The sequence below is a fragment of the Mangrovibacterium sp. genome (assembly GCF_041596335.1).
GTDB lineage: Bacteria > Bacteroidota > Bacteroidia > Bacteroidales > Prolixibacteraceae > Mangrovibacterium.
The window spans coordinates 122,057-143,454 of record NZ_JBFHIT010000002.1 but is presented as its reverse complement, the minus strand read 5'-3'; the positions used below and the strand labels follow the sequence as shown (position 1 = coordinate 143,454).

The following is a 21,398-nucleotide window of genomic DNA, read 5'->3' as shown; positions in this document are numbered from 1 at the left end:
AAATGATCAAAATAAAACAAATCGGATTTGCAGCGCTTGTTTGTGTCAGCTCTTTCGCAAAAACAGCTTTAGCTCAGCAACAACCAAACGTGCTTTGGATTTTAACCGATGACCATCGCTATGATGCAATTCGAGCATTTAATAAAATACTTCACAATAGGGAAATGAGCGAGTTAGGCTACGTTGAATCGCCTCAAATCGACCGCTTAACCCAAATGGGAACAACATTTATCAATACGTATTGTCATTCTGCGGTATGTGCACCTTCGCGTGCTGCAATGCATTACGGGCGATACCCTTTTCGCTCAGGAGTTTATGAGTTCGAATATCACAACAATAATGCTGAGCATTGCAAACCCACTCTGCCCGAACAGATGGCGAATTTGGGCTATCAAACCTTTCATGTTGGCAAACTTGGGGTTCGAATAAAAACCGTAAAGGATGGAAAAACGAGTGCGCACCCGATCTATCAAAATGATATTGACTTTAAAAAAATGGCTAAAGACGGCCTAACAGATTGGGGAAAGGACTGGTTTACTGAATTGGAAGGAGAAAAGCTGGATAAACCGATTCAAAATCTCGTTTTCTACGTAACTCCGGATGGCGAGTTCGAATACAACTCATTGGAATTGGAAGAGCAAAGGCCTGTTTACAAGGGGAGTAGCGAGAAGCTTATTGAAAAATACGATATTTTACGTCATTATAATCAGGCGAAAGGGAAACATTTAGACAAAGGAATGATTCTCTCCGGGGTTAGTTCGCAGCCCGCTGGTAAAACCAGAGACGGATATTATACCGCTGTCCTGAAGGATTATCTTAAAAACACCGAATCTACATTCTCCGTTGGTTCGCAAACAGTTAACGGAATCGATCATTCAAAACCATTTTTTGTGCATCTGGGGTACGACTTTCCGCATACGCCTGTGTTACCTCCGGCTGATTATCGTGAACGTTTTCAAAAACACACCTACAAAGTACCCGAACTAGATGAAAAAGAGCTTGAGAAGATGCCTGCTCAAATAAAAAAGTTTCGGAACTATGGCGCGTCGGACCACCTTACGGATGTGGAAAAACAAAAGATGATTCAGGACTATTACGCTTTTTGTGCATACGGTGATCAGTTGGTAGGTCAATCGGTTGATGCTTTCATTGCCTACAGCGAAAGTCATAATCAACCATGGATGATTGTTTATGTAAATGGCGACCATGGTTGGAAGTTAAACGAGCACGGCGCTGTTTCAAAATGTACACCCTGGGATGTTGATAGCCATAATCCGGTGGTGGTAGTTTCATCAGATAAAAAGCAATTCCCGGCAGGAAAAGTAGTGCGTGATTTTACTGAATTTGTCGATATCGCTCCGACCATTCTGGCTGCGGCAGGTGCAAACTTAGAACAAACAGATTTCGATTATCTTGATGGGTTAGACCTGGCCAAAGTGGCTAAGGGAAAAGCCCCTGTAAGGGATTACGTAATTGGTGAAAGCCATGCCGCAACTGGTCCTCGTGCATTTATTCGAACCAAAGAGTATGTATTCTCCTTGCAAACAAGACCCAATCATAACCGTGGTGAAAATATGGACTGGGCTCTAAACGCTAGCTATAAAGAATTAGACCCAAGTTTGTATCACTTTACAAAAGATCCGAAAGAGGTCAACAATCTTGCCTTCGAAAAAGAGTATGAAACCATTGCTATGGCAATGAAAGATAAACTCTTAGCGATTGTATTGGGAGATAACCGTGTTGAAGTAAATTGGGAAAAATGGGGAAGTGGAACTGATACATACCGAAGCAATTTTGCGCCCGGGGCACACGACTACAAGCTGAAATTGAAATAAATACAAATTAACGCATAATGAAACGATTTATAGCATCAGTATTATTGAGCCTTTTCTGCCTCATGAATTACGCACAACCTGCCATTGATGGCAAAATGTGGCAAAAAGTCGACGCGTTGAGCGACGAATTTAATGGTTCCGAAATCGACCAGGAGAAATGGAATATCGACCCACTGGGACATCCTGATCTTAACTGGACTGGACGTGTGCCTGCACTGTTTCAAAAGGAAAGTTTTGGAATTGGCAATGGATACCTCACCATTGAAGCAGGTAAATTACCCAAGCCCGTGACTATGAACTCCTCGGGCAACTCTTTCACTTACAAATATTATGGGGGAATTCTGCGTTCATATGTAACAAGTTCTGTTGGGCACTATTATGAGTGCCGAATGAAAATGAATAAAACCGAAATGGGTGGTGGCTTTTGGTTGTGTCACTCCGGAGTTTGCGGCAATAAGCACGAAATCGACATTACCGAATCGGTTGGTCAACTTACCGAACAAACCCACAAATGGGCTAACGACTGGGATCAAATCATGCATTCCAATGCCATTCACCGGAAAACGGAATGCAACGACGAAAAACGCGATCAGAAAAAAATGGCTCCGCCAACAAAGAATTCAGACCGCTTCTATACCTACGGTTTCTATTGGAAAAGTGCCACAGAACTATTGTTTTATCTGGATGGAGAGTATGTGTACACCTTAAATCCACCGGTGCCCTTCGATCGGAATTTGTTCTTGCAGTTCTCAATCGAAGCCTACGACTGGAACCCCATACCGGATGATGGAGGAAAGGTTGCCAATGCGAGCAAAGAAGACAGAACAACGCAGATTGATTATATCAGGGTTTATAAGCTTGCAGACAAATAAAAGAGTAACCAAAAATTGTGTTCGAGTTTCATAAAGCGAAAACAGTTGAACGATCAATTGATAATTCATGGCGATGAAGAGATACAAAATCATACTTTTTGCACTAAGTGCAATTTTAGTAGCTGGGTGTTCAGCGACCAAACAAGAAAAACTGCAAAAACAGTTCGAACCCAACTGGGAATCGTTGAAACAGCACAAAGCTGCTCCGGAGTGGTTTGCCGATGCGAAACTCGGAATTTATTTCCACTGGGGGCCTTACAGCGTACCGGCCTATGGAAGTGCCTGGTATCCACATCACATGTACATGGACAACGGTAAAGTACGTAAACATCACGAAGAAACGTACGGCAGCATTTATGAGTTTGGCTACGAAGATTTCATTCCGATGTTTAAAGCCGAGCATTTCGATCCGGATGACTGGGCTGAGCTATTTAAAATGGCCGGTGCAAAATTTGCCGGCCCGGTGGCACAGCACCACGATGGTTTCGCCATGTGGGATAGCGAAGTAAACCCGTGGAATGCTGCCGATATGGGACCGAAACGCGACGTTTTAGGAGAAATGTTTAAGGCACTGGAAAAAAGAAACTTAAAAACGATTGCCACATTTCATCATGCCCGTAACGGCCAGCGAAATGCGAAAGATACTGCCAATTGGGAAATAGGGTACAATAGTCACTATGTTTATCACCCCGATCTTCCGACAGCTACAAAGGACCCAAAGTTGCGTATGCTTTTTGGCAATTTCGAAACCATAGATGAATTCAATCAATATTGGCTTGATCAGGTAAATGAAGTGGTCGATAAATACAGTCCTGATATTATTTGGTACGACTCGTGGCTGAACCTTATTCCAGAAGAGAAACGGATGGAAATGGCTTCAAACTTTTTCAACAGCGGTTTAAAACAGAACAAAGAAGTTGTAACCTGTCATAAACAAGACGATATGCCTTTGGAATGCAGTGTGTTGGATTATGAGCAAGGAGGCCGCAGAGATGTTCACCCATTGCCTTGGATGACAGATATCACATTGGGAGAAAGCCGTTGGATGTACGTGGAAGGGCACCCTTACAAAACGGCGGACTTGGTAATTCGAAACATGGTGGATGTGTGGAGTAAAAATGGCATTGTACTATTAAATGTGAGCCCACGAGCCGATGGCGTAATTAACCAGGAACAACGCGATGTTCTGAAACAAATTGGTGATTGGATGAAAATTAATGGAGAGGCCGTTTATGGCACCCATCCTCATACCATTTTTGGTTACGGAACAGCAAGTGCCGGAGACGGACACCATGGAGGACAGTCGGCAACGGTTAATTACACCGCTGACGATGTACGCTTTACCATAGCCAAAGATAAAAAGGCGATGTATGTTTTCTTTTTAGGAAAACCCGAAGCCGGAAAGCGAATCGAAATGCGTGCTATTGGCGGATATCATCGTAATATTCCGCCTTCGCCAATAAGAAATGTTCGGCTGCTTGGTTCTGACGCTAAAGTAGAATGGCAACTCACAACTGATAGTTTTTATTTAACAATGCCCGATGCTGGGATGAACGATTTGGCCACCGTATTTAAGTTCGAATTGGAATAAGATGTCCGCAGGTTAAATTCAAGGCGATGCTTAAAATAGAACAGAATCACAAATAGTAACGATCGGGATAATCCAGAAGAGCCATTAGCCTGGTGCCCGGAATTTTCTTCGTCAGTTGCTATTTGTGATCCCCAAAAGCTATTTTCAATTTTTAATTCTGATCATCTTCGTCCATCAAATCAACTACTGAAGGATTCTTCAGGGCACGTTCTTCAAGATCTCCAATTCCCTCGTGCCATCTATTGGCTAGTACAATAATTTGTGATTTAGGGAGCAAGTAAGCCAGTCGATATATCACAGGTTGATATTTGGGAATAAAAAACAGCTCGGCATCATCAACGGCTAAAATTTTCATCTTGCTCATCGGAATACCTGTCGCACTTACCAGCTCATCAATACGTTTAGGCGTTCCGATCAAAATGTCAAGCCCCTCGTAAATCATATCCTTCTGGTATTGTAGAATTCCTTTGTCAAAAACCACAAAAGTTCGCAGATCTGTATTTTTACCGAGCAACTTAAATTGCTCTTCCATTTCATAGGCTTTTTCTTTCGTTTCAACCATTATAACTGCCCGAGGAGCTTCTTCAACGGCTTTCTTTAGCTGCTGAATAATTCCAATAACTAAAGCGGTCGACTTTCCGGTACCTTCGGGGGAAACAACAATTAAATCGCCACCCGACATAATTTTGGGTACCGCTACACGCTCTATTTCTTTGGGTTCCTGATCAAATCCGGCTTCAATAATTGCTTCGGCCAAACCCGGAACAAGCTTCTTTAATTTCATATGGATCGTATTATTTCTGGATCGATAAACAGGCTTTTCATCACTTCAGTGTCTTTAAAACAAGCAATTGGTATTTTAAGGCCCCTCGCTCATTTGCTGCCTCTCAGCGACCGCTTCAACTTATGGCTGCAAAACTACGGATTAAAGTCGGCTTAAACGTGACAGGCACAAAAAAAAGATAGAAATGACCGGGGCTACAGTTTTCTAGTCGGTAAGTACATTCTTTATCAATCGGTTTTCAATGCGAGATTGGTGCCGCTCATCTTTCTCGAATCGGAGATCGCTGCGAATGCCCCGTAAGCAGACTGTTTTTTGTATACTTGATTCTATACGAATCGATGTGTGGCAAGAGATGGCTAGCAGAATGTAATTTTGATTCGATTCCTTCGGTAACACGTCATTCAGCATGAAGTTGACGACTACATTTAAGACAAAACGTAGCGTTTTTCTGATCAATTTCTTCCACATAGGTACTTGATCGCATGACACAAGAAGGATTCAGACAATGAATTAACCCGAAAGCGTGTCCAAGTTCATGAATGATTTCTTTTTGCAATCGAGTGGCAAATATCTGTTCATTGGGCTCCATTCCATAGCGTTCGTTCCGGAGCCGGTAACCCGATACCAAGCCACATCGTCCGTTCAGAAATGCTTGTCCGTATATAAAGGTTAGGATTGGGATGAATAAATCGACGTTTAAAAGCCCGAGCGTTTTGCCCTGTTCCGAAGCATGGCCACGTTCAATTTCATGTAAAAGCAGATTGGCATTGTATTGCCTGCGCGAAGGTTCATAATAGTTACTTAAATCCCAGTGTTCTTCTTTCAACAATACCGGAACAGAAAACTGCAACTCCACAGTGCGTAAAATGTCCGCCGGAAAATCCTTCTCAGGATAGCTCATTAAGATTATGGTGATATTTTCCGGTTTCATCAACTGGTAGTTTGGGGTAGCAGACTTTCATTTGCTAATTAGCTGGCAATAAAAGCAGGTATTTTACGAATACCGACTCAGCTACCATGATTCAAATTGTACTTTTTAATTTTGTTGTATAGTGTCACCCGGTCGATCTTAAGCGCTTTGGCTGAAGCCGATATATTCCAGTCATATTTATGAAGGATCTGTGAAATATGATGTTTTTCCAACTCTTCCAGACTCTCAAAAGCCGGCATTGTATCGAGCTTTTCGATTGGCAGGTCTTTCAAACATATTTTTTTTCCGTTGCCCACAACGATCGCCCGTTCAATCATATTTTCCAACTCACGTATGTTTCCGGGAAAGGGAAATTCAGTCAATCGGCTCAGAGCTGCCGGTTCAATAGTCATTAACTCTCTATTCATACTTGTGCAGTATGTTTTAATGAAATGATCCACCAACAGTGGAATATCTTCAGAACGTTCACGCAATGGCGGAATATCTATGTTTACCACGTTTAGTCGATAGAACAGGTCTTCCCTGAAAAGTCCGTTGTCTACCATTACTTTCAGATCGCGGTTGGTGGCACAAATCACCCTGAAGTCCGATTTTATTTCCTTATTTCCACCCAAACGAACAAAACTTTTTGTTTCGAGTACGCGAAGCAATTCGATTTGCATTTTGGCTGAAATGGTCGCGATTTCGTCCAGAAAAATTGTTCCGTTGTCAGCCATTTCGAAACGCCCTTTACGGCAATAAATCGCTCCGGTAAAAGCCCCTTTTTCGTGGCCGAACAGTTCGCTTTCGAGCAAACTCTCAGATAATGCGCCACAATGAACGCTGACCATCGGGAAGAATTTTCGTGGAGAATTGGCATGGATTGCCCGGGCGACTAATTCTTTTCCGGTACCACTTTCACCGGTAATAATGACCGATGCATTGGATGCGGCAACATTTTCAATATCGCGCAAAACTCCTTGCATCGCTTCGCTTTTCCCGATCAATCCTTCAACATTTTCCAGCGAGATCACTCGTTCCTTAAGTACTTCATTTTCTTCTAAAAGACTGATTTGCCTGGATGCATTCCGAATCAGGTGCGAAAGCTCGTCGGGGTCGAAGGGTTTGGTGACGTAGTCGAAAGCGCCGTCCTTGAGAGCCTGAACTGCTGTATTTACAGTTGCAAAAGCAGTCATCATGATAATAATGGCATCTTGATCGATCGCTTTTATGTGCCTCAGTAGCTCCAGCCCATCCATTCCAGGCATTTTAATATCCGCTAAAATAATGTCATAGTTTTCAGTTTCAAGCATGAGTAGCGCTCGTTTGGCATCCTCAGCACAAGATACGTGATAACCATCTTCGATAAACCAATTGTATAGCGAATCGCGAACAGAAGGCTCATCGTCAACAATTAATATGGAAATTTTTCGATGCATAATTGTTCGGTTATGTTATTCTCTATGTAATGGCAACACAATGCCGAATGTTGTTTCTATTTGACGGTCTGACTTGACATCAATTTTTCCCTTGTGGTTTTGAACAATGCCGTGAACAATAGAAAGCCCAAGTCCTATGCCGTTGTTTTTTTCTTTGGTTGAGAAAAAAGGTTCGAAAATATATGGAATGTCCTTTTCCGCTATTCCTAATCCGTTGTCAGTGAATTCAATACGGATATGTTCTTCGTCAGGATTTAATGTCCGGACAATGATTTCGCCATTTTCACGCACGGCTTCCGAAGCATTAACGAGAATAGCCATACAAGCCTGTTTTATCTGATTTGGGCTGCATGATATCAGATCTTTGCGGGCTGCCAAATCGGAAATAAAGTGAATGTTCGCAATTTTCATGGGGTGAAGCATCAATTCAATGGTATCCGACAGAATTTCATGCAAGTGTCTTGCCTCAAACCCTTCCTGATCTTTTCGTGAGAAGTCGAGCAAGCCTTTTACAATATCTCCGCAACGTCTGGTTTCGGATTCAATAAACTTCAAATGCTTGAGTATACTATTTATTTTCTCCGGAGTCAGATCGGGTTTGGCTAATTGCTTTTGTGCCAGCTTGGCATAAACCAAAATCCCCGAAAGCGGATTGTTAATTTCGTGTGCTACCGATAGGGACAGTTTGCCAAGCGATGCAATCCGTTCGATATTGATCAGTTCGTTGTGTGCCTGACTCACCTCTTCTGTTTTTTTTCGAACTTTATATTCTAATTGTTCCGACCAGTTTTTCAATTCAACATTGGCACTTTGCAAATTGTCGAGCATTTCGTTGAATGCATACGAAACTGTACGCATATCCGATAGTTGGTTCGGTTTAATTTGCAGGCGGGTGTCTTTGTCGCCATGAGCCACCGCTTCACTGGCTTTTATAATCTCATTCAGCGGCTGTTTGATTTGGGAATTGGTAAAAAGAATTAAAAACACGATGAGTAAAATTGTTACAAGAGCTGCAAACAGAAAATACTCAGTAGTTGATTCTTGAAGTGCTTTATCCAGTCCGGCAAGGGGCATCTTAATCAATAGTGAGCCCAGTACTTTTTCGTTCGGGTTGTGCGCATGGCAAGCAGCGGTCGAGCACGACGGATTATTCAAAATCGGCGATTTAATCATCAGGTGCCTGATATTTCCGATTTCGGGATTCATGATACATTCGCTTTGCCTGTCAATAATGCGATAGGAGCGTTGTTGCTCCGAGAACATCTGACCGAAGTTTTCGTGGCATGCTATGCAATCCGGATTGCTTTGATTGGTCGAATTATTATTGATTGAAGTGTAAACCAGATTATTCTCACTGTCGTACATGCTCACGTTGTCGATTCCCGACATGGTATTGATCAAATCCAAAATCTGGAGTAACGAAGTTTGGTCATTATCCAGCATTGAATGATACAATGCGCGTTCAACCAATAAGCCGACATTATTCCCGTTTTCTCGAAGAATGGATTTCATATACCCCTCATTAACCGAACGGAAAATGATGCCATAGGCTATGAACAGTAAAAATAACGATCCGGCAATTATCATAACAACCCGCCCGTAGATGGATGACCGAAATCTGAGATATCCTGAGAAGTTGGGCATCCCGATCCGATTTTTTCGATCCGTTTTATTCGATCCCAAATGCATAGTGATACAGGCGTTGTTTCATCAATGATTAACTAAGATAGGCTTTAAATGATAACCATAGTTAACTGACTCTTTTGTTATTGAGCATATGGCCGATGCTCGTTGTCCTGAATCGATGCACCCAATTCAAAAACTCTGAATAACCCGTTATCTTGACAGAAAAGCCTTTTGGAAATCTTCCCAAACGATCGGACTCATTTGTCCAAGGAAATTATCGGCAAGTTCTCCGCCGTCCTGCAAAATTACCTTGTTGGCATTGGCTGAATCAGCCAAGAAGTCTTTCAGACGGATAAATTCATCTTCGAGCCATTCGCGATAGCGGTTCGCGGTGAACAAAAAGCGTATTTCGCGATACCAGTTTGTCGGCTCAACGGAATAAACCCAACCAAGACCATAAGGAGCGTTATTTACCTGAAAAGGCTTTGACAACAGCAGTGAATTGTTTTCCCTAATTACACCGGAAACAGGTGAAGAAATCTCCAGCTGCTTGCCATCACGAACAAGCGTCAGAATGTGTTCATCTTTTCGAATAAGCTCACCGGGCAGTTTCATTTTCAATTGCGTCACCGGACCGGTAACATGCTGCAGGAAATCATCAATTCCAATCTTTACCAGACCATCCTTTTCCATAAATGCCCAAGTATGTGTCCTGCCATAATACAGGCCTGCAGGTGCTACGATCGAGTTCTCATTTAAAGCGGGAGCCATTACAATGTCTTCACTATGTACGACCATCGTGCTCTGCCTTTTCTGGCGATAAATTATTACGAACAAGGCGGTTACCAGTAATGCGATCACCAATCCCCATCTCCACAAAGTTCCGGTTGCTTCATTTTCAGCTTCCTGAACTTGCTGATTCGTCATTTCAAAGGCCATTAAATTTGACGTTTTTTCCCATCTCGAGATAGGGTAGTAACCTGCTTGACTCAGATACTGCTGTCCTTCGTTATTTATCCATGTCAGAAAATCAAAAACCCCTTGTTCTGTAGGCGTTGCAATTGCCGACAGGTAGATACAATTGCATAATTCCCGCGGATATTTTCCTAACCAAACACCCCTTGTAAACCGGTCGGGTTTGTCATAGAATTTCTCATAACTATCCAGCATTCCATTTTTGTTCCTATCAATCGGAAGAATGTTGATTTGAGCAGGGAAGGAGTTGTTTCCGTTTTGAATAAGATCGGTAAGCCGGCAGAATCCGATCGCATGTTTGTCCGTTTGCACTGCGGCCACCAATTTAGCTGGGGCTGAAATTTTTTGGGCAGTAATTTCATTTACTCCAAGCATGCTGAACGAAGCGACGGAGGCAACGAGCTGCTGATCATCTAAAATATAGCATTTCAGTCTGTTGTCTTCATTTTCGGCTAAGAACTGATTGAAATCGCCGGCAACTGCACCACGCTGCGAAATTTCCTTAAGAAATGGATTTTCAATGTTTACAATCGTAACAATAGCACTATGCGCTACGACCATATTCCAAGTATTTTGTTCCGTTTGAAACTGGTCAGTCACCAGAAGCATTTCATCACTTAGGTTGATCTCATCCGACAATTCTGTAACCGAGATTTGGATCGTCGGGTTGATATGCATAAAGGCAGAGCCCCATTGGTTCGTGATTTCGGCTAGTCCGGGCGAAGTTATAATTTGAATCGTTTGCCCCGTTTGACTCACCGGTTGATTTTCGTTCCAGCTATCATCGGTTTGTATGCTTGCCATGGCAACACACCAAAACAGGATTGACAGCATTAATGATGTACATAGAAGCTTTTTCATGACATTGAGTTTTGCGAGGTTTATTGAATTATTCTACAGGCTTAATTATTCTGTAGCGTATCTGCTTTCAAAACTAACTACCCAAATTGAATGCCACTATGTGGAAAAACCTCTAACAGCCTGATCGAAAACTACTTGCGACTGAAGCAAATTGATCAAAGTTCGTTACATTGTGCTGAATAATTCAACACAATGTAACGAACATTTCAGTATTGTGCTGATCTTTAGCGGATTAGATTTGATGTATAAAATTTCAACAGTGTTTAAAATTTCAACAGATTTAAGTCATAGAAGTTTTTAAGAAGAATGAATTCGGAAAGAAAGATTAAAAAAACCGGATAAAAATCTCAAAACTGTCTTTTTCAGGTTAAAAAAAGGATCGTAACCAGAGACAAATGACTCTTACCATTCTAGAATTAAGTCATCTAAAGAACAGATGTCTACGTAAAAAATCAAAAAGAAAAACCTACAAAAAGCCTTGATAAACACGGCTGTTCGTAGGTTGTATAATGGTTACCTGGAAGCTTGTTTTGTGCTGGTTACTTTCCGATACAAAATGTAACATCGATTCATTATCAGTATATTACACATATTGGGCACCAAATAGGCAACAAAAAGTACTTTCTAAGTGCAAATGTAGAGAAGATATCAGCAGGAAAGTAATTTTCTCCAAACGCTGGTTAAATAACCGGTTACATCACCAATTGGAGTACGAATATAGACCTTTTTTTGATTTCTTGGCCTTCAGATTTAATTGCTGATACTTGGGGAGCTCTGCACAATAAATCTTATCATATGGCTTGGCATAGCCGTTCTTCACCATGATTTCATTTAGGCATTTGCCATTTGGTAGTATTACGTAAGCTAAGGTTCTGCCATACTTGTCTTTTTTGTTTTCTACCTCCTGAATCAAAGTAACAGGTGTTCCGACTTGTGCTTTCGACATTAAATACTCATAGGATAGGAATCCTAATTTGATTAAAAAGCTTCCTGCCAAGTGGGTTTCGAGTTCATCTTGCTTAAGCTTCTTACAGGGGGACAACTCAGGCGCATCAATCCCATAGAAACGGACTTCTACTTTGTCGTTCGATATGATATTCCGGACGATTAAACCATCGCCGTCAACAATTTTGTCAATTTCGAAGTGAGTTTTAATAATTGTTTGAGCGTTTACATCAAATTGCATTTCGTTGCGTTTTTGTATGGTGTTACATATAAGCAAGATACAGTATTTTTATAATATTAATAATTTAAACAAATACTAATATGGCAAGACAAAAAAGTGCCTTGAAATATGTTGGAACAATCGGTGATATCCGGCATTTTCGTATCAAAGGCAACAAAGGGTATTTCGCCGGAATGGTTGGAGGACCAAGTGCAGAACAAATCGCAACGGATCCAGCGTTTAAGCGTACTCGTGAAAACATGAATGAGTTTGCTGGAAGTGCAACAACGGGAAAATCATTTCGAAACGGAATTTCCGGATTGATAAAAAGTAATGGTGACAGCCAGGTTACCGGCCGTATTACTGCCATTATGAAAAAAATCAATTTGGAAGATGGTTCTGAAGTAAGGGGCAAACGTGCGGTATTGATTACTCAAGTTCCCCATTATTTAGTAGGATTTGAGTTCAACAAGTTCACCTCATTTGGTGGTGTTTTTAAAGCACCATACACATTGACACCTTCAACTGGCCGGGAAAGTTCAAGGTTGGAGGTACCGTCATTTAATCCGCTTGACAGTCTTTATGTGCCTGCAGGTGCAACTCATTTTAGGTTATTAAATGTACTGACCGTTGTTTCTGACTTCTCGTACAATGAGACAACAAAGGTTTATGAACCCAAAGACGTTTCTGTAAATGAATTAACTGCTGTTGAACGTTCCGAATATACTTCGGTAAGTGAGCCAACAACTTTGATTTCATTGGCCAGTGCTCTTCCTGGTACTCCAGTCCTTTCGAATGATGTGTCTGTTGTCAATATTCTGGCAATAGAATTCTATCAGGAAGTGAATGGTAGTTATTACCAATTCTCGCAGGGTAACGCAATGAAAGTTGCGGCGGTTTATTAGCCGATCGGGGTATATAGAGTTTTCAAAACCGTGAAGCCTTCTCTTTTTTTGGAGAGGGCTTTTTTGTTTCGTACTGATCTATAATGGTAAAATATGTAGGGCTAAACCATTGCTTAAATATGCTTCAAGTATTTAGCCACTCGCAAGAAACAAGCGTAATACCGATTGTTTTACATCTTCAGGAAAGGCCAAATTCTGTCTGGCCTGATTTGCTGTAAATATCAAATGAAAAAGCATCAATTTTTCGCAACGATACAGTGCCAGTTTGGGATCAAAAAATCATTGGTAGGTTCAAAGCTTGGTTTGTAGGTTTTACGAGAGTATTCGATCATTATTAGGGGTTTAGACTTGTTATTCAGATCCCGTAGAACATTTTCCAAAAGAAAAAAAGGAAAAAAAAAGAAAGCCTTTGCCATTGGGGGCGTGGGGTACGGTCAAGGTTTTTGGTGAAAAAATACGACCCGGAGGGTGGAGATTTTTTCACCAAAACCCGAAGGGCTTGACCTTGAACGGACAGTGGGCTGGCCTGTGAATAGCCCCCTAACTTTGCTTCCTTTTTTTGTTCATTTCCACCGGAATAGGTTCCGTTTTGTGGGGTTTTTCAGGGGTAGACACTATTGCAGGGCAAGCCGCTGGTTGGGGTGGGAAAGGCAAGTTTGGTGGCGGAACGGAATGGAATGAAATGGAATGGAGTGAAGACAGCAAGCTTGTGCGGGTTGCCGAGGTGGCTGAGCGAAACTGAACGGAAGGGCACGGAGGTTCGTTGCGCGGTAGCGCAGCGCCGAAGTGTCCTGAAGTGAAGTGCAGCGAAGCTGCCGCAGGCAATGGCCGTTAAACACTTATGCCCTGCGCCTTAGACGGGTGGTGGGGAATTCTTGTGGCCGTTTTGCAGAGTTGCAGAGAGTGCAGAAGTTGCAGTCATGCGTGCGGGGGGAGGCAACTTTTACATAATGGCCCTATAGGACAGAGCGGAGCCGCTTAAGCGCGTAAGTAAGCCCATAATTAATCTTCTTGCTGCTTTGGCTTGGAGTGCAACGGAAAGGCAAAGTAGCAAGGCCGCTGTTAGCCTGAAAGCGGGTACGCGTAGGCACGGAGCGTACCGGCTGGAGGGCGTTAGGGCTTACGGAGCGGGAGGCGTAGCGGGTGTTCTATAGGAAGCTATTATGTAACTATTGCCGGGCGGGAGGGGAGGAAGTGGACAGTTATCAGTAGCAGTTTTCAGAAACTGCAAGTTATCGAAACAATTCAGCAATTAGAAAAGTCAGCGGATTGGAATCCGCAGCATCTGAAGCGTAATGAGCTGACAGAGACGAACAAGTGAGTGACGGGATTGTGGTAACACAAGCGTGGCACAAACGCCGTGAGGCAAGACAGGGAATTGGGTGGAGTGTTCGGGTGCTTTCTTTAGCTTGCGCACTAAAAAGCTACTAAGGCACAGGGCGTTTTATCGTAGTAATTTGGGGTTTGCCGTTATGACATTAACGGAGCAAGAAGAAAAGTCTTTGTCGTCTGTCACTATTGCGACGTTTTCTACCTCCATTAATTGTTGATAATATAGGTCGTTGAAGTCAATATCACGCGTTAATGAGTTCAGCATATCAATAGAATTCAAGGAATCAAATTTGTCACACATGAGTTTGTAAACGAAAGAGTAAGCTTGAATATCATCTACGATAAGTTTGAGTTGCTTGTCGTAATCTGAATATTTAAACTGTCTATAATCCCGTTTGAAGTTTTTTTCGCCTGGCTTGCTATTCGGGAAGAACGCGGGCATTGCAACGTTACGCAAGTATGCATTTATGATTTCGGAGACCAGCATGCTCGTGACAGCAATTTGGGGTTGATATTTGATCCTTTTTACAATTTTGGGATCGGTAATTGTATTGAGGTTGATAATTGCTTCGAATAAATCAATGTAAGGAACAAAGCGCTTTTCTTTCTTATCCGTTTGGTTGTATCTCAATAATGCAATCCAAACATTAGCATCAAAAAAATAGCAAGGAAATGAATCAGGAGCACACTCTGTTAAGCTTAATATTTTTGACATTACTATTCAAATAGTGCTAAAATAGCATCGTCAATAATTTTTGCTTTTTCTGGTTTCTGAGCCAGTTCTATCGCATCATTAATTTTCTCAAACCAAACAGAATTGGTTTTAATGTTTTCAATAGAAACTTTAACCGGTGCTTCTGTTGGAAATTTGGTATAGATTTGGCCAATGGAAGAATTACAAAAGCCTGAAGTGAGGTTTGTAATCCCATCAAAATCCAAAATTGCAGAATCCCCTTGCGAGATAATCTCAGAAGTCTTATCAAAAACTTGGATGCCAAACTTTTGAATAATGGCATTAGATGTACCAATAACGTCTTTAATATAGATTCTCACTTGTCTCATGTTTCAAATGTACAAAAAGGGCTGCAAAATTAAAATATTTATTTTAAATAACGAAAAGTAAGATGGATTGTTGCACCTTTTCTGTGATTTCGAAGTGTGTATGAATTTATCGATTGCCCTTGAAGAGACCAGAAACAGCCGTCCGTAACGATACTTAATTCTCCTCCATTCTTAAAGCAATACATCATAATCCTCTTTAGGCCGTTTCCTCCTTTGATATTGTTTTCTTTTGTACTTCCTCCCTTAACAGCCCAACTGATTGCCTTATCTGCTGTTTTAATTTCATTGAGCGTGTAAGAAGCTATTTTCTTTAAAAACCCGTCACCAAAATCAGTCAGCGTAAATTTCACTTCTTTTGAAGCAGGGAAAAACTGACCACAGCAGAAGATAGGAGTTTCTGAATTTGCATGAATCCCAACATTGTCGAAAATCTCAAAATAACTACTTTTTATTCGTTCCTTTGACTCTTTATCCAAGGAATTCAAACCTCTTTGTTTCAGGAAAGATTGTTCTATATACGAGACAAAATTGTCAACATCGTCAATCTTAAATGCTTTTAGCGGAATAACCGAATCCCGGTCATCGCATGGTTTAAAAAATTCTTTATTATGCACGACGTAATATGCAAAGCCATTGCGCGATAATACTCCCAATTCCCCTTTTAATACCGAATAGTCAATAAAGAATCTTAGCTTGTTTTTAATTTTTAGTAAATGACAATACAAAAACAATTCGGCAGACAGGTTTGCGTCAAACCAAATTAATTGGCTAAGTTCAATTGTAAACCAGCAATTTTCGAATTTTAATGCATAGTTATAGAAGTCAACTAATTGTTGTGTGCCGTTGTGGTCTGTAGTAATCTTTCCTATAAACGAAAAGCTGTTCATAACTTAGGGTTTCTATTCTCCCGGTTCAGCTGCATATAAGTAGCTTGAATTTCCGAGTTGGTAGGTTTTGTCGTTTAGGTCGTTGGCCAGGAGTTTTGCCTGGGCGAGGACGGTTTCGGTGGCTTTGGCTTGCATGTCGGGTGGGTAGCCGTGTTTGCGGAGGATTTTTTTGACGGCGATGCGCATTTTGGCTTGTATGTTTTCGCGGACTGTCCAGTCGATGCTGGTGTTTTTGCGGACGGTGCCGACCAGTTCGCGGGCGATGTGGCGAAGGATTTCGTCTCCTAGTACGGCTACGGCACTGTCGTTTACTTCGAGTGCGGAGTAAAAGGCATATTCGCGGAAGTCGAGGCCGAGGTCGTGTCCTTTGCGGTCGGCATCTTTGATTTCTTTGGCCAGGCGAATGAGTTCTTCAATGACTTCGGCCGATGTTATCAGGTTGTTTTGATAGTTTCGAACGGCGTTTTCAATCATTTCGGAGAACTTTTTTGATTGCACGAGGTTTGTTTTTTGCCGGATTTTTATTTCGTCGTTAAGCAGCTTTTTGAGCAGCTCGAAAGCCAGGTTTTTATGGTTCATTCCTTTTACTTCGGCAAGGAACTCGTCGGACAGAATGGAGATGTCGGGCTTTTTGATTCCGGCGGCATCGAAGATGTCGACCACTTCGTCGGCTACAACGGCATCGGACAGGATTTGCTTTATTGCTGTTTCGATTTCCTCGTCGCTGCGGGTTTTTCCGCTTTGGGTGACCTTAACGATTCGCGCTTTAATGGCCTGAAAGAGGCCTAGTTCGTCACGGATGTCGATGGTATAGGGGTGAGGTACCGAAATGGCAAAGGCTTTACTCAGGGCTGTTACAGCCTGCAGGTAGCGTTCTTTCCCGTTTTCGAGGCCAAGGATGTAGTTGGCTGCTTTGATTGGGAAATATAGTTTTTCTTTGGGTGAAAGTCCGAAAAAGCTGTTATAGTCGAACCCACGTGGTTCCGATTTATCGGCCGGTTGTTGGGCGAACATCTGGGCGACCACTTCGTATTTGCTCATCATTACCGAAGCGGCTTCGTCCTGGTCGAAGGCCGGTTTTCCTTTTCCGCCACTTTCGGTATAGGTTGAAAGCGCCTTTTTGAGGTCGGTAGCAATACCGATGTAATCGACCACCAAGCCCCCTTCTTTATCTTTATATACCCGGTTTACACGAGCGATGGCCTGCATGAGGTTGTGTCCCTTCATGGGTTTATCGATGTACAGGGTGTGCATGCTTGGGGCATCGAAGCCGGTGAGCCACATATCGCGCACAATGGCCAGTTTGAGGCTGTCTTTCGGATCTTTTAGTCGTTCGCCCATTGCTTTGCGGCGGGTTTTATTGCGTACATGCGGCTGATAATTGAGTGGATCAGACGAAGAGCCCGTCATGACGACTTTTACCACACCTTCGGCATCATCGGCGGAGTGCCAGTCGGGGCGGATTTTGATGATTTCGTCGTAGAGGTCGACACAGATGCGACGGCTCATGCACACAATCATGGCTTTACCGTCGAGTACTGCGTTCCGTTCTTCGAAGTGTTTCACGATGTCGGCAGCAATAAGAGAGAGGCGGTGTTCGTTGCCCACGATGGCTTCGAGGCGTGCCCATTTGGCTTTCAGCTTTTGGCGGTCGGTGAGCTCTTCGCTCTCGGTGAGCTCTTCGAACTCTTCGTCGATGCGCGGTATTTCGTCTTCTTTTAAAGCAATTTTAGCGAGGCGGTTTTCGTAGAAAATGCGCACAGTTGCGCCATCCTCGACAGCCTGTTGAATGTCGTACACATCTATATAATCGCCAAAAACGGCCTGGGTGTTTTTGTCTGTATTTTCAATGGGTGTTCCAGTGAAGCCAATAAACGAGGCATTGGGCAGGGCATCGCGCATGTGCTTGGCGAAGCCATCCATAAAGTCGTACTGGCTGCGGTGTGCTTCGTCGGCTATGACTACAATATTACGTCGGTCAGATAATTCTTCGAACTGCCCTTTTATGGCCTTTGTTTTTCCGTTTTCGAGCTCGATACGCTCCGTTACTTCGGGCAGGAACTTCTGGATGGTGGTAAACACAATCCCTCCGGAAGTTACAGACAACAGCCGTTTTAAATCTTCACGGCTTTCGGCCTGCACCGGTGTTTGGCGCAGAATGTCCTGGCTCATCGAGAAGGTTTCGAATAACTGGTCGTCGAGGTCGTTACGGTCGGTTAAAATAACTAAGGTTGGGTTGTTGAGTGCCAACACTAATTTACCAGCGTAAAACGCCATAGAAAGGCTCTTTCCGCTTCCTTGTGTATGCCAGATAACACCTGCTCTTTGGTCTCCAAGCCCCCCTCCAGCTCCCCCCGAAGGAGGGAGAGAAAAACCTGTTGCCCGTTTAGTTTGTTCAATGGCTTTATTGACCGCAAAGTATTGATGATAACGAGGTACTATTTTGGTAATCTGTTCTTTGTTTTGATGAAATATGGTAAAATGACGAATTAGGTCTGGCAATACTTCTTTGTTGAGCATCCCTTTTGCCATTACTTCCATTTGAGGGATATTCTCGTCTGCTACAAGTTTACCATCAATAGATTTCCAAGGCACAAAAAACTGTTTGGGTGAAGTAAGCGAACCATAGAGAGCATCCCAACCATCAGAAGCTATCAATAAAGCATTGTATTGAAATAGGCTTGGTATGGTTTGTTTGTAGGTTTGTAATTGATTGAACGCTGCATTGACATCTGCATTTTCGTCTGCTGCATTTTTTAGTTCTATAACTACTAAAGGCAAGCCGTTGACAAACAGAATAACATCCGGCCGTTTGTTGGTGTTGCCTTCTATTACGGTAAACTGGTTAATGACTAAAAACTCATTATTGCTTGGGGATTCATAATCTATGAGCCAAACTTTATCGCCTGCAATACGGTCTGTTTTGCGGTATTCTACATCAACACCTTCGGTTAGGTATTTATGGAATTGGTAGTTGTTTTGAAATAACTCTGGACTATCAGAACGCAACACTTTACGCAAGGCTTCTTCTTGGGCTTCATACGGAATAGTGGGGTTGAGTTTGGCAATGGCTTCTTGTAAGCGGTTTTTGAGTACTACTTCGTTGTATTCACGTTCGGGCATTGAGCCGTCAGGCGAAATGGCTGTGCCATTAATGTATTGGTAGCCTAACGCTATAAACTCCTGTATGATGATTTGCTCTATGTTGTCTTCTGATATTACTGCCATTTACTCGACATTTTGAGTTAATTGATTTTCTAATTCTTCAAGGAATATGAAATATTCCTCTTTATATGCTTCATAATCTTGCTTGTATAAAACCTCTGAAGCTGAGAGTGATATTATACCGATATTTAAAGGGTTATTTTGGTCGAAATCTTCGTTAAAATCTTTGCAATCTTCATAATGAATGCGAATATCAGTTGAAACAACTCTATTGTTTAAGTAACAATTAAGAATAAAACCACCTATAGAATCTGTGATTTTGTATGCGAATTGAGAAACTGTTTCGGTTAAACGTGGATTAAGTACATCTAAGCCGTGAGATGCAAAGCCGTGATTATTTCTTAAATCGGCTAATGCTTGAGCAACTGATGACATTCTTCTTGCTAACTCTGTTAAATCATTTCTGAATAAATCATCAGCTTGTAAGATATTAGACACAGTCAAATGCACTAACCCATTGAAAGATATATTTGATTGAAAAACAACTGCCTTATTAGTTAAAATTGTTTTACAAATAGATTCAATTAAGGTCTTACAGGTGTCAACACATAATGAAGGGTTATTGCATACTTCTTCATCAATAACCCTAATTTGGTCTAAACAAGGGTTAAAGCTCGGAGAAATAGCTATACTTTCTTTAATCCAATTCATTTATACTTAAATCTCCAGATATTAATTTTGGTAATATAGTGTCTCTTAAAAATGCTAATTCTTGGTTTTCACCTAAATTTTTTAGTGTTAAATTGAAACTATCTTGATTAATGGATGAAAACATTAGACTAATTTCTTTAGGTGGAATTATGCAATTTATTGATTCAATACCTGATGCACTGATATTTGGTTGAGCACTACCCATTGCTGAATTTCTAACTGATTGTGTAAAGTTGAGAACATTAAACATATGGTAAATAAAAACGATAGTGTTTTCAATGATAGGCTCAAATCTGCCAACACGTTGGTTTAACCAAAGGCTTTTATTAGTTTCGGGTACAATACCAGTTTTACCAACTTCTGCTCCTGTCATTGCAATTAATATGTGCCCTGTTAAAACTCTAAATTTCTCTTGAACAGATGTTACAACATCAGATGCTACAAATTGAGTATTTATAATATCTACTACGCTTCCGTTGACATTCCTAATTTTTAAAATGCCATTACTTCCAGTTTCTTCAAAATCCTTGCTCTTGAAGGCATAACCATTTACTACTTTGCATAAATCACCAAAAGTACCAACTTCCCATCCCTTAGGGATTTCGCCTAACTCACTATCTACCATTTCACCACCTGATGATTTGTAAGGCTCTCCGTTTTCGTTTGGAAATTCAAAATCGATAAACCACTGCTTAAAGAGGGTTTGGGCAAGGTTTTCTAACTCTTGGTTTATTTTGTTGTTGAGTTCTATTTTGTCGTCAAGGGATGAAAGGATTTCTGCAATGGCGGTTTGGGTGTTGTAATTAGGTGCTTTAAATACATACTCACATATTCTTGTTGGTGAAGTATGTTTTACAGTTGTACCTGTTGCTGAACTTACTATGAAGTGTTGGTATTCCCTTGTTCTTAATAGCCAATATATAAAGTCTATGTTAAAATCTTTGTCAATCAATTGAAGTAACCCTAATCTTTGATTGTGTAAATATTTAATACCCTTGTGAGGCGGGATTTTAGCACTATAACCTAAAGTATCACCCTCTTTACTTAAATCGGTCATTGTTACTATTATGTCACCTTCTTTTAAAATGTAAGATTTTGGATAAGTGCCATTGTAGTATTTGAATTTGTCAGCTTTAAAACCACCACCGATATTGAAGTTTCCTGGTGATAATAAAATATCATTAGTCGGCTCTTTAGAAAAAAAAGCACCCTTAAAAGCAAAACCGTGTTTTACTTTAATTACATTTTCTAATTTATATTCTTTCCAGTTGGTCATAG

Annotated in this window: 17 protein-coding genes; 5 read left to right on the top strand and 12 right to left on the bottom strand. The window is 41.6% G+C overall.

Going from position 1 to position 21,398, the window contains the following annotated elements:
- Positions 1 to 2 precede the first annotated feature (2 nt).
- The 3 genes from ABZD21_RS01655 (at position 3) to ABZD21_RS01645 (ending at position 4,298) form a co-directional block, all read left to right on the top strand.
- The gene (locus tag ABZD21_RS01655) at positions 3 to 1,835 is read left to right on the top strand and encodes a sulfatase-like hydrolase/transferase (RefSeq protein WP_372772393.1); all 1,833 of its coding nucleotides are present in this window, start codon (positions 3 to 5) and stop codon (positions 1,833 to 1,835) included.
- Between the two features lie 17 nt (positions 1,836 to 1,852).
- Entirely contained in the window at positions 1,853 to 2,707 is an 855-nt protein-coding gene (locus tag ABZD21_RS01650) for a hypothetical protein (RefSeq protein WP_372772391.1), read from the top strand.
- A gap of 73 nt (positions 2,708 to 2,780) precedes the next feature.
- Complete coding sequence (locus tag ABZD21_RS01645; protein ID WP_372772389.1) at positions 2,781 to 4,298, top strand: alpha-L-fucosidase; 1,518 nt, start codon at positions 2,781 to 2,783, stop codon at positions 4,296 to 4,298.
- A 151-nt stretch (positions 4,299 to 4,449) separates the two neighbouring features.
- Here ABZD21_RS01645 and ABZD21_RS01640 read toward each other — a convergent pair whose 3' ends face one another.
- The 6 genes from ABZD21_RS01640 to ABZD21_RS01615 form a co-directional block, all read right to left on the bottom strand.
- Complete coding sequence (locus ABZD21_RS01640; protein ID WP_372772387.1) at positions 4,450 to 5,082, bottom strand: DEAD/DEAH box helicase; 633 nt, start codon at positions 5,080 to 5,082, stop codon at positions 4,450 to 4,452.
- A gap of 397 nt (positions 5,083 to 5,479) precedes the next feature.
- Positions 5,480 to 6,013, bottom strand: coding sequence for an archaemetzincin family Zn-dependent metalloprotease (locus tag ABZD21_RS01635; protein ID WP_372772386.1), 534 nt, complete (start codon positions 6,011 to 6,013; stop codon positions 5,480 to 5,482).
- A 77-nt stretch (positions 6,014 to 6,090) separates the two neighbouring features.
- Positions 6,091 to 7,431, bottom strand: coding sequence for a sigma-54-dependent transcriptional regulator (locus tag ABZD21_RS01630; RefSeq protein WP_372772384.1), 1,341 nt, complete (start codon positions 7,429 to 7,431; stop codon positions 6,091 to 6,093).
- Between the two features lie 15 nt (positions 7,432 to 7,446).
- Complete coding sequence (locus ABZD21_RS01625) at positions 7,447 to 8,943, bottom strand: sensor histidine kinase (RefSeq protein ID WP_372772382.1); 1,497 nt, start codon at positions 8,941 to 8,943, stop codon at positions 7,447 to 7,449.
- Between the two features lie 324 nt (positions 8,944 to 9,267).
- A complete protein-coding gene (locus tag ABZD21_RS01620; protein ID WP_372772380.1) occupies positions 9,268 to 10,893 on the bottom strand; it encodes a hypothetical protein in 1,626 nt (541 codons plus the stop codon).
- 697 nt (positions 10,894 to 11,590) lie between these two features.
- On the bottom strand, positions 11,591 to 12,079 hold the full coding sequence (locus ABZD21_RS01615; RefSeq protein ID WP_372772379.1) for a thermonuclease family protein: 489 nt from the start codon (positions 12,077 to 12,079) through the stop codon (positions 11,591 to 11,593).
- Positions 12,080 to 12,159: 80 nt separating this feature from the next.
- Between ABZD21_RS01615 and ABZD21_RS01610 the strand changes: the two genes are divergently transcribed.
- Together ABZD21_RS01610 and ABZD21_RS01605 are read left to right on the top strand one after the other, a co-directional pair.
- Positions 12,160 to 12,963 (top strand): hypothetical protein, encoded by an 804-nt coding sequence (locus ABZD21_RS01610; protein WP_372772377.1) that lies wholly within the window; start codon positions 12,160 to 12,162, stop codon positions 12,961 to 12,963.
- A gap of 559 nt (positions 12,964 to 13,522) precedes the next feature.
- Entirely contained in the window at positions 13,523 to 13,705 is a 183-nt protein-coding gene (locus tag ABZD21_RS01605) for a hypothetical protein (protein ID WP_372772375.1), read from the top strand.
- A 702-nt stretch (positions 13,706 to 14,407) separates the two neighbouring features.
- Here the strand turns inward: ABZD21_RS01605 and ABZD21_RS01600 are convergent.
- From ABZD21_RS01600 to ABZD21_RS01575, 6 genes are read right to left on the bottom strand one after another with little or no spacing between them, the layout of a single operon-like run.
- Positions 14,408 to 15,010, bottom strand: coding sequence for a hypothetical protein (locus ABZD21_RS01600; RefSeq protein WP_372772373.1), 603 nt, complete (start codon positions 15,008 to 15,010; stop codon positions 14,408 to 14,410).
- A gap of 2 nt (positions 15,011 to 15,012) precedes the next feature.
- The gene (locus tag ABZD21_RS01595; protein ID WP_372772372.1) at positions 15,013 to 15,357 is read right to left on the bottom strand and encodes an STAS-like domain-containing protein; all 345 of its coding nucleotides are present in this window, start codon (positions 15,355 to 15,357) and stop codon (positions 15,013 to 15,015) included.
- Between the two features lie 38 nt (positions 15,358 to 15,395).
- Positions 15,396 to 16,244: a hypothetical protein gene (locus tag ABZD21_RS01590; protein WP_372772370.1), complete on the bottom strand. Its 849-nt coding sequence runs from the start codon at positions 16,242 to 16,244 to the stop codon at positions 15,396 to 15,398.
- Between the two features lie 12 nt (positions 16,245 to 16,256).
- Positions 16,257 to 19,472 carry a type I restriction endonuclease subunit R gene (locus tag ABZD21_RS01585; RefSeq protein WP_372772368.1) on the bottom strand — a complete coding sequence of 1,072 codons (3,216 nt, stop codon included), beginning with the start codon at positions 19,470 to 19,472 and terminating at the stop codon, positions 16,257 to 16,259.
- Positions 19,473 to 20,120, bottom strand: coding sequence for an abortive infection family protein (locus tag ABZD21_RS01580; protein WP_372772366.1), 648 nt, complete (start codon positions 20,118 to 20,120; stop codon positions 19,473 to 19,475). It lies immediately after the preceding gene.
- Positions 20,107 to 21,396 (bottom strand): restriction endonuclease subunit S, encoded by a 1,290-nt coding sequence (locus ABZD21_RS01575; protein ID WP_372772365.1) that lies wholly within the window; start codon positions 21,394 to 21,396, stop codon positions 20,107 to 20,109. The genes ABZD21_RS01580 and ABZD21_RS01575 overlap by 14 nt, the downstream gene beginning before the upstream one ends.
- Between the last annotated feature and the right edge of the window lie 2 nt (positions 21,397 to 21,398).

Bases quoted from the DNA above. Each gene is read 5' to 3' on its own strand.
- ABZD21_RS01655 (WP_372772393.1), top strand. From the start codon at position 3: ATGATCAAAATAAAACAAATCGGATTTGCAGCGCTTGTTTGTGTCAGC.
- ABZD21_RS01625 (WP_372772382.1), bottom strand. From the start codon at position 8,943: ATGAAATCCATTCTTCGAGAAAACGGGAATAATGTCGGCTTATTGGTT.
- ABZD21_RS01620 (WP_372772380.1), bottom strand. From the start codon at position 10,893: ATGAAAAAGCTTCTATGTACATCATTAATGCTGTCAATCCTGTTTTGG.
- ABZD21_RS01650 (WP_372772391.1), top strand. From the start codon at position 1,853: ATGAAACGATTTATAGCATCAGTATTATTGAGCCTTTTCTGCCTCATG.
- ABZD21_RS01610 (WP_372772377.1), top strand. From the start codon at position 12,160: ATGGCAAGACAAAAAAGTGCCTTGAAATATGTTGGAACAATCGGTGAT.
- ABZD21_RS01630 (WP_372772384.1), bottom strand. From the start codon at position 7,431: ATGCATCGAAAAATTTCCATATTAATTGTTGACGATGAGCCTTCTGTT.
- ABZD21_RS01580 (WP_372772366.1), bottom strand. From the start codon at position 20,120: ATGAATTGGATTAAAGAAAGTATAGCTATTTCTCCGAGCTTTAACCCT.
- ABZD21_RS01575 (WP_372772365.1), bottom strand. From the start codon at position 21,396: ATGACCAACTGGAAAGAATATAAATTAGAAAATGTAATTAAAGTAAAA.
- ABZD21_RS01615 (WP_372772379.1), bottom strand. From the start codon at position 12,079: ATGCAATTTGATGTAAACGCTCAAACAATTATTAAAACTCACTTCGAA.
- ABZD21_RS01645 (WP_372772389.1), top strand. From the start codon at position 2,781: ATGAAGAGATACAAAATCATACTTTTTGCACTAAGTGCAATTTTAGTA.
- ABZD21_RS01585 (WP_372772368.1), bottom strand. From the start codon at position 19,472: ATGGCAGTAATATCAGAAGACAACATAGAGCAAATCATCATACAGGAG.
- ABZD21_RS01590 (WP_372772370.1), bottom strand. From the start codon at position 16,244: ATGAACAGCTTTTCGTTTATAGGAAAGATTACTACAGACCACAACGGC.
- ABZD21_RS01640 (WP_372772387.1), bottom strand. From the start codon at position 5,082: ATGAAATTAAAGAAGCTTGTTCCGGGTTTGGCCGAAGCAATTATTGAA.
- ABZD21_RS01635 (WP_372772386.1), bottom strand. From the start codon at position 6,013: ATGAAACCGGAAAATATCACCATAATCTTAATGAGCTATCCTGAGAAG.
- ABZD21_RS01595 (WP_372772372.1), bottom strand. From the start codon at position 15,357: ATGAGACAAGTGAGAATCTATATTAAAGACGTTATTGGTACATCTAAT.
- ABZD21_RS01600 (WP_372772373.1), bottom strand. From the start codon at position 15,010: ATGTCAAAAATATTAAGCTTAACAGAGTGTGCTCCTGATTCATTTCCT.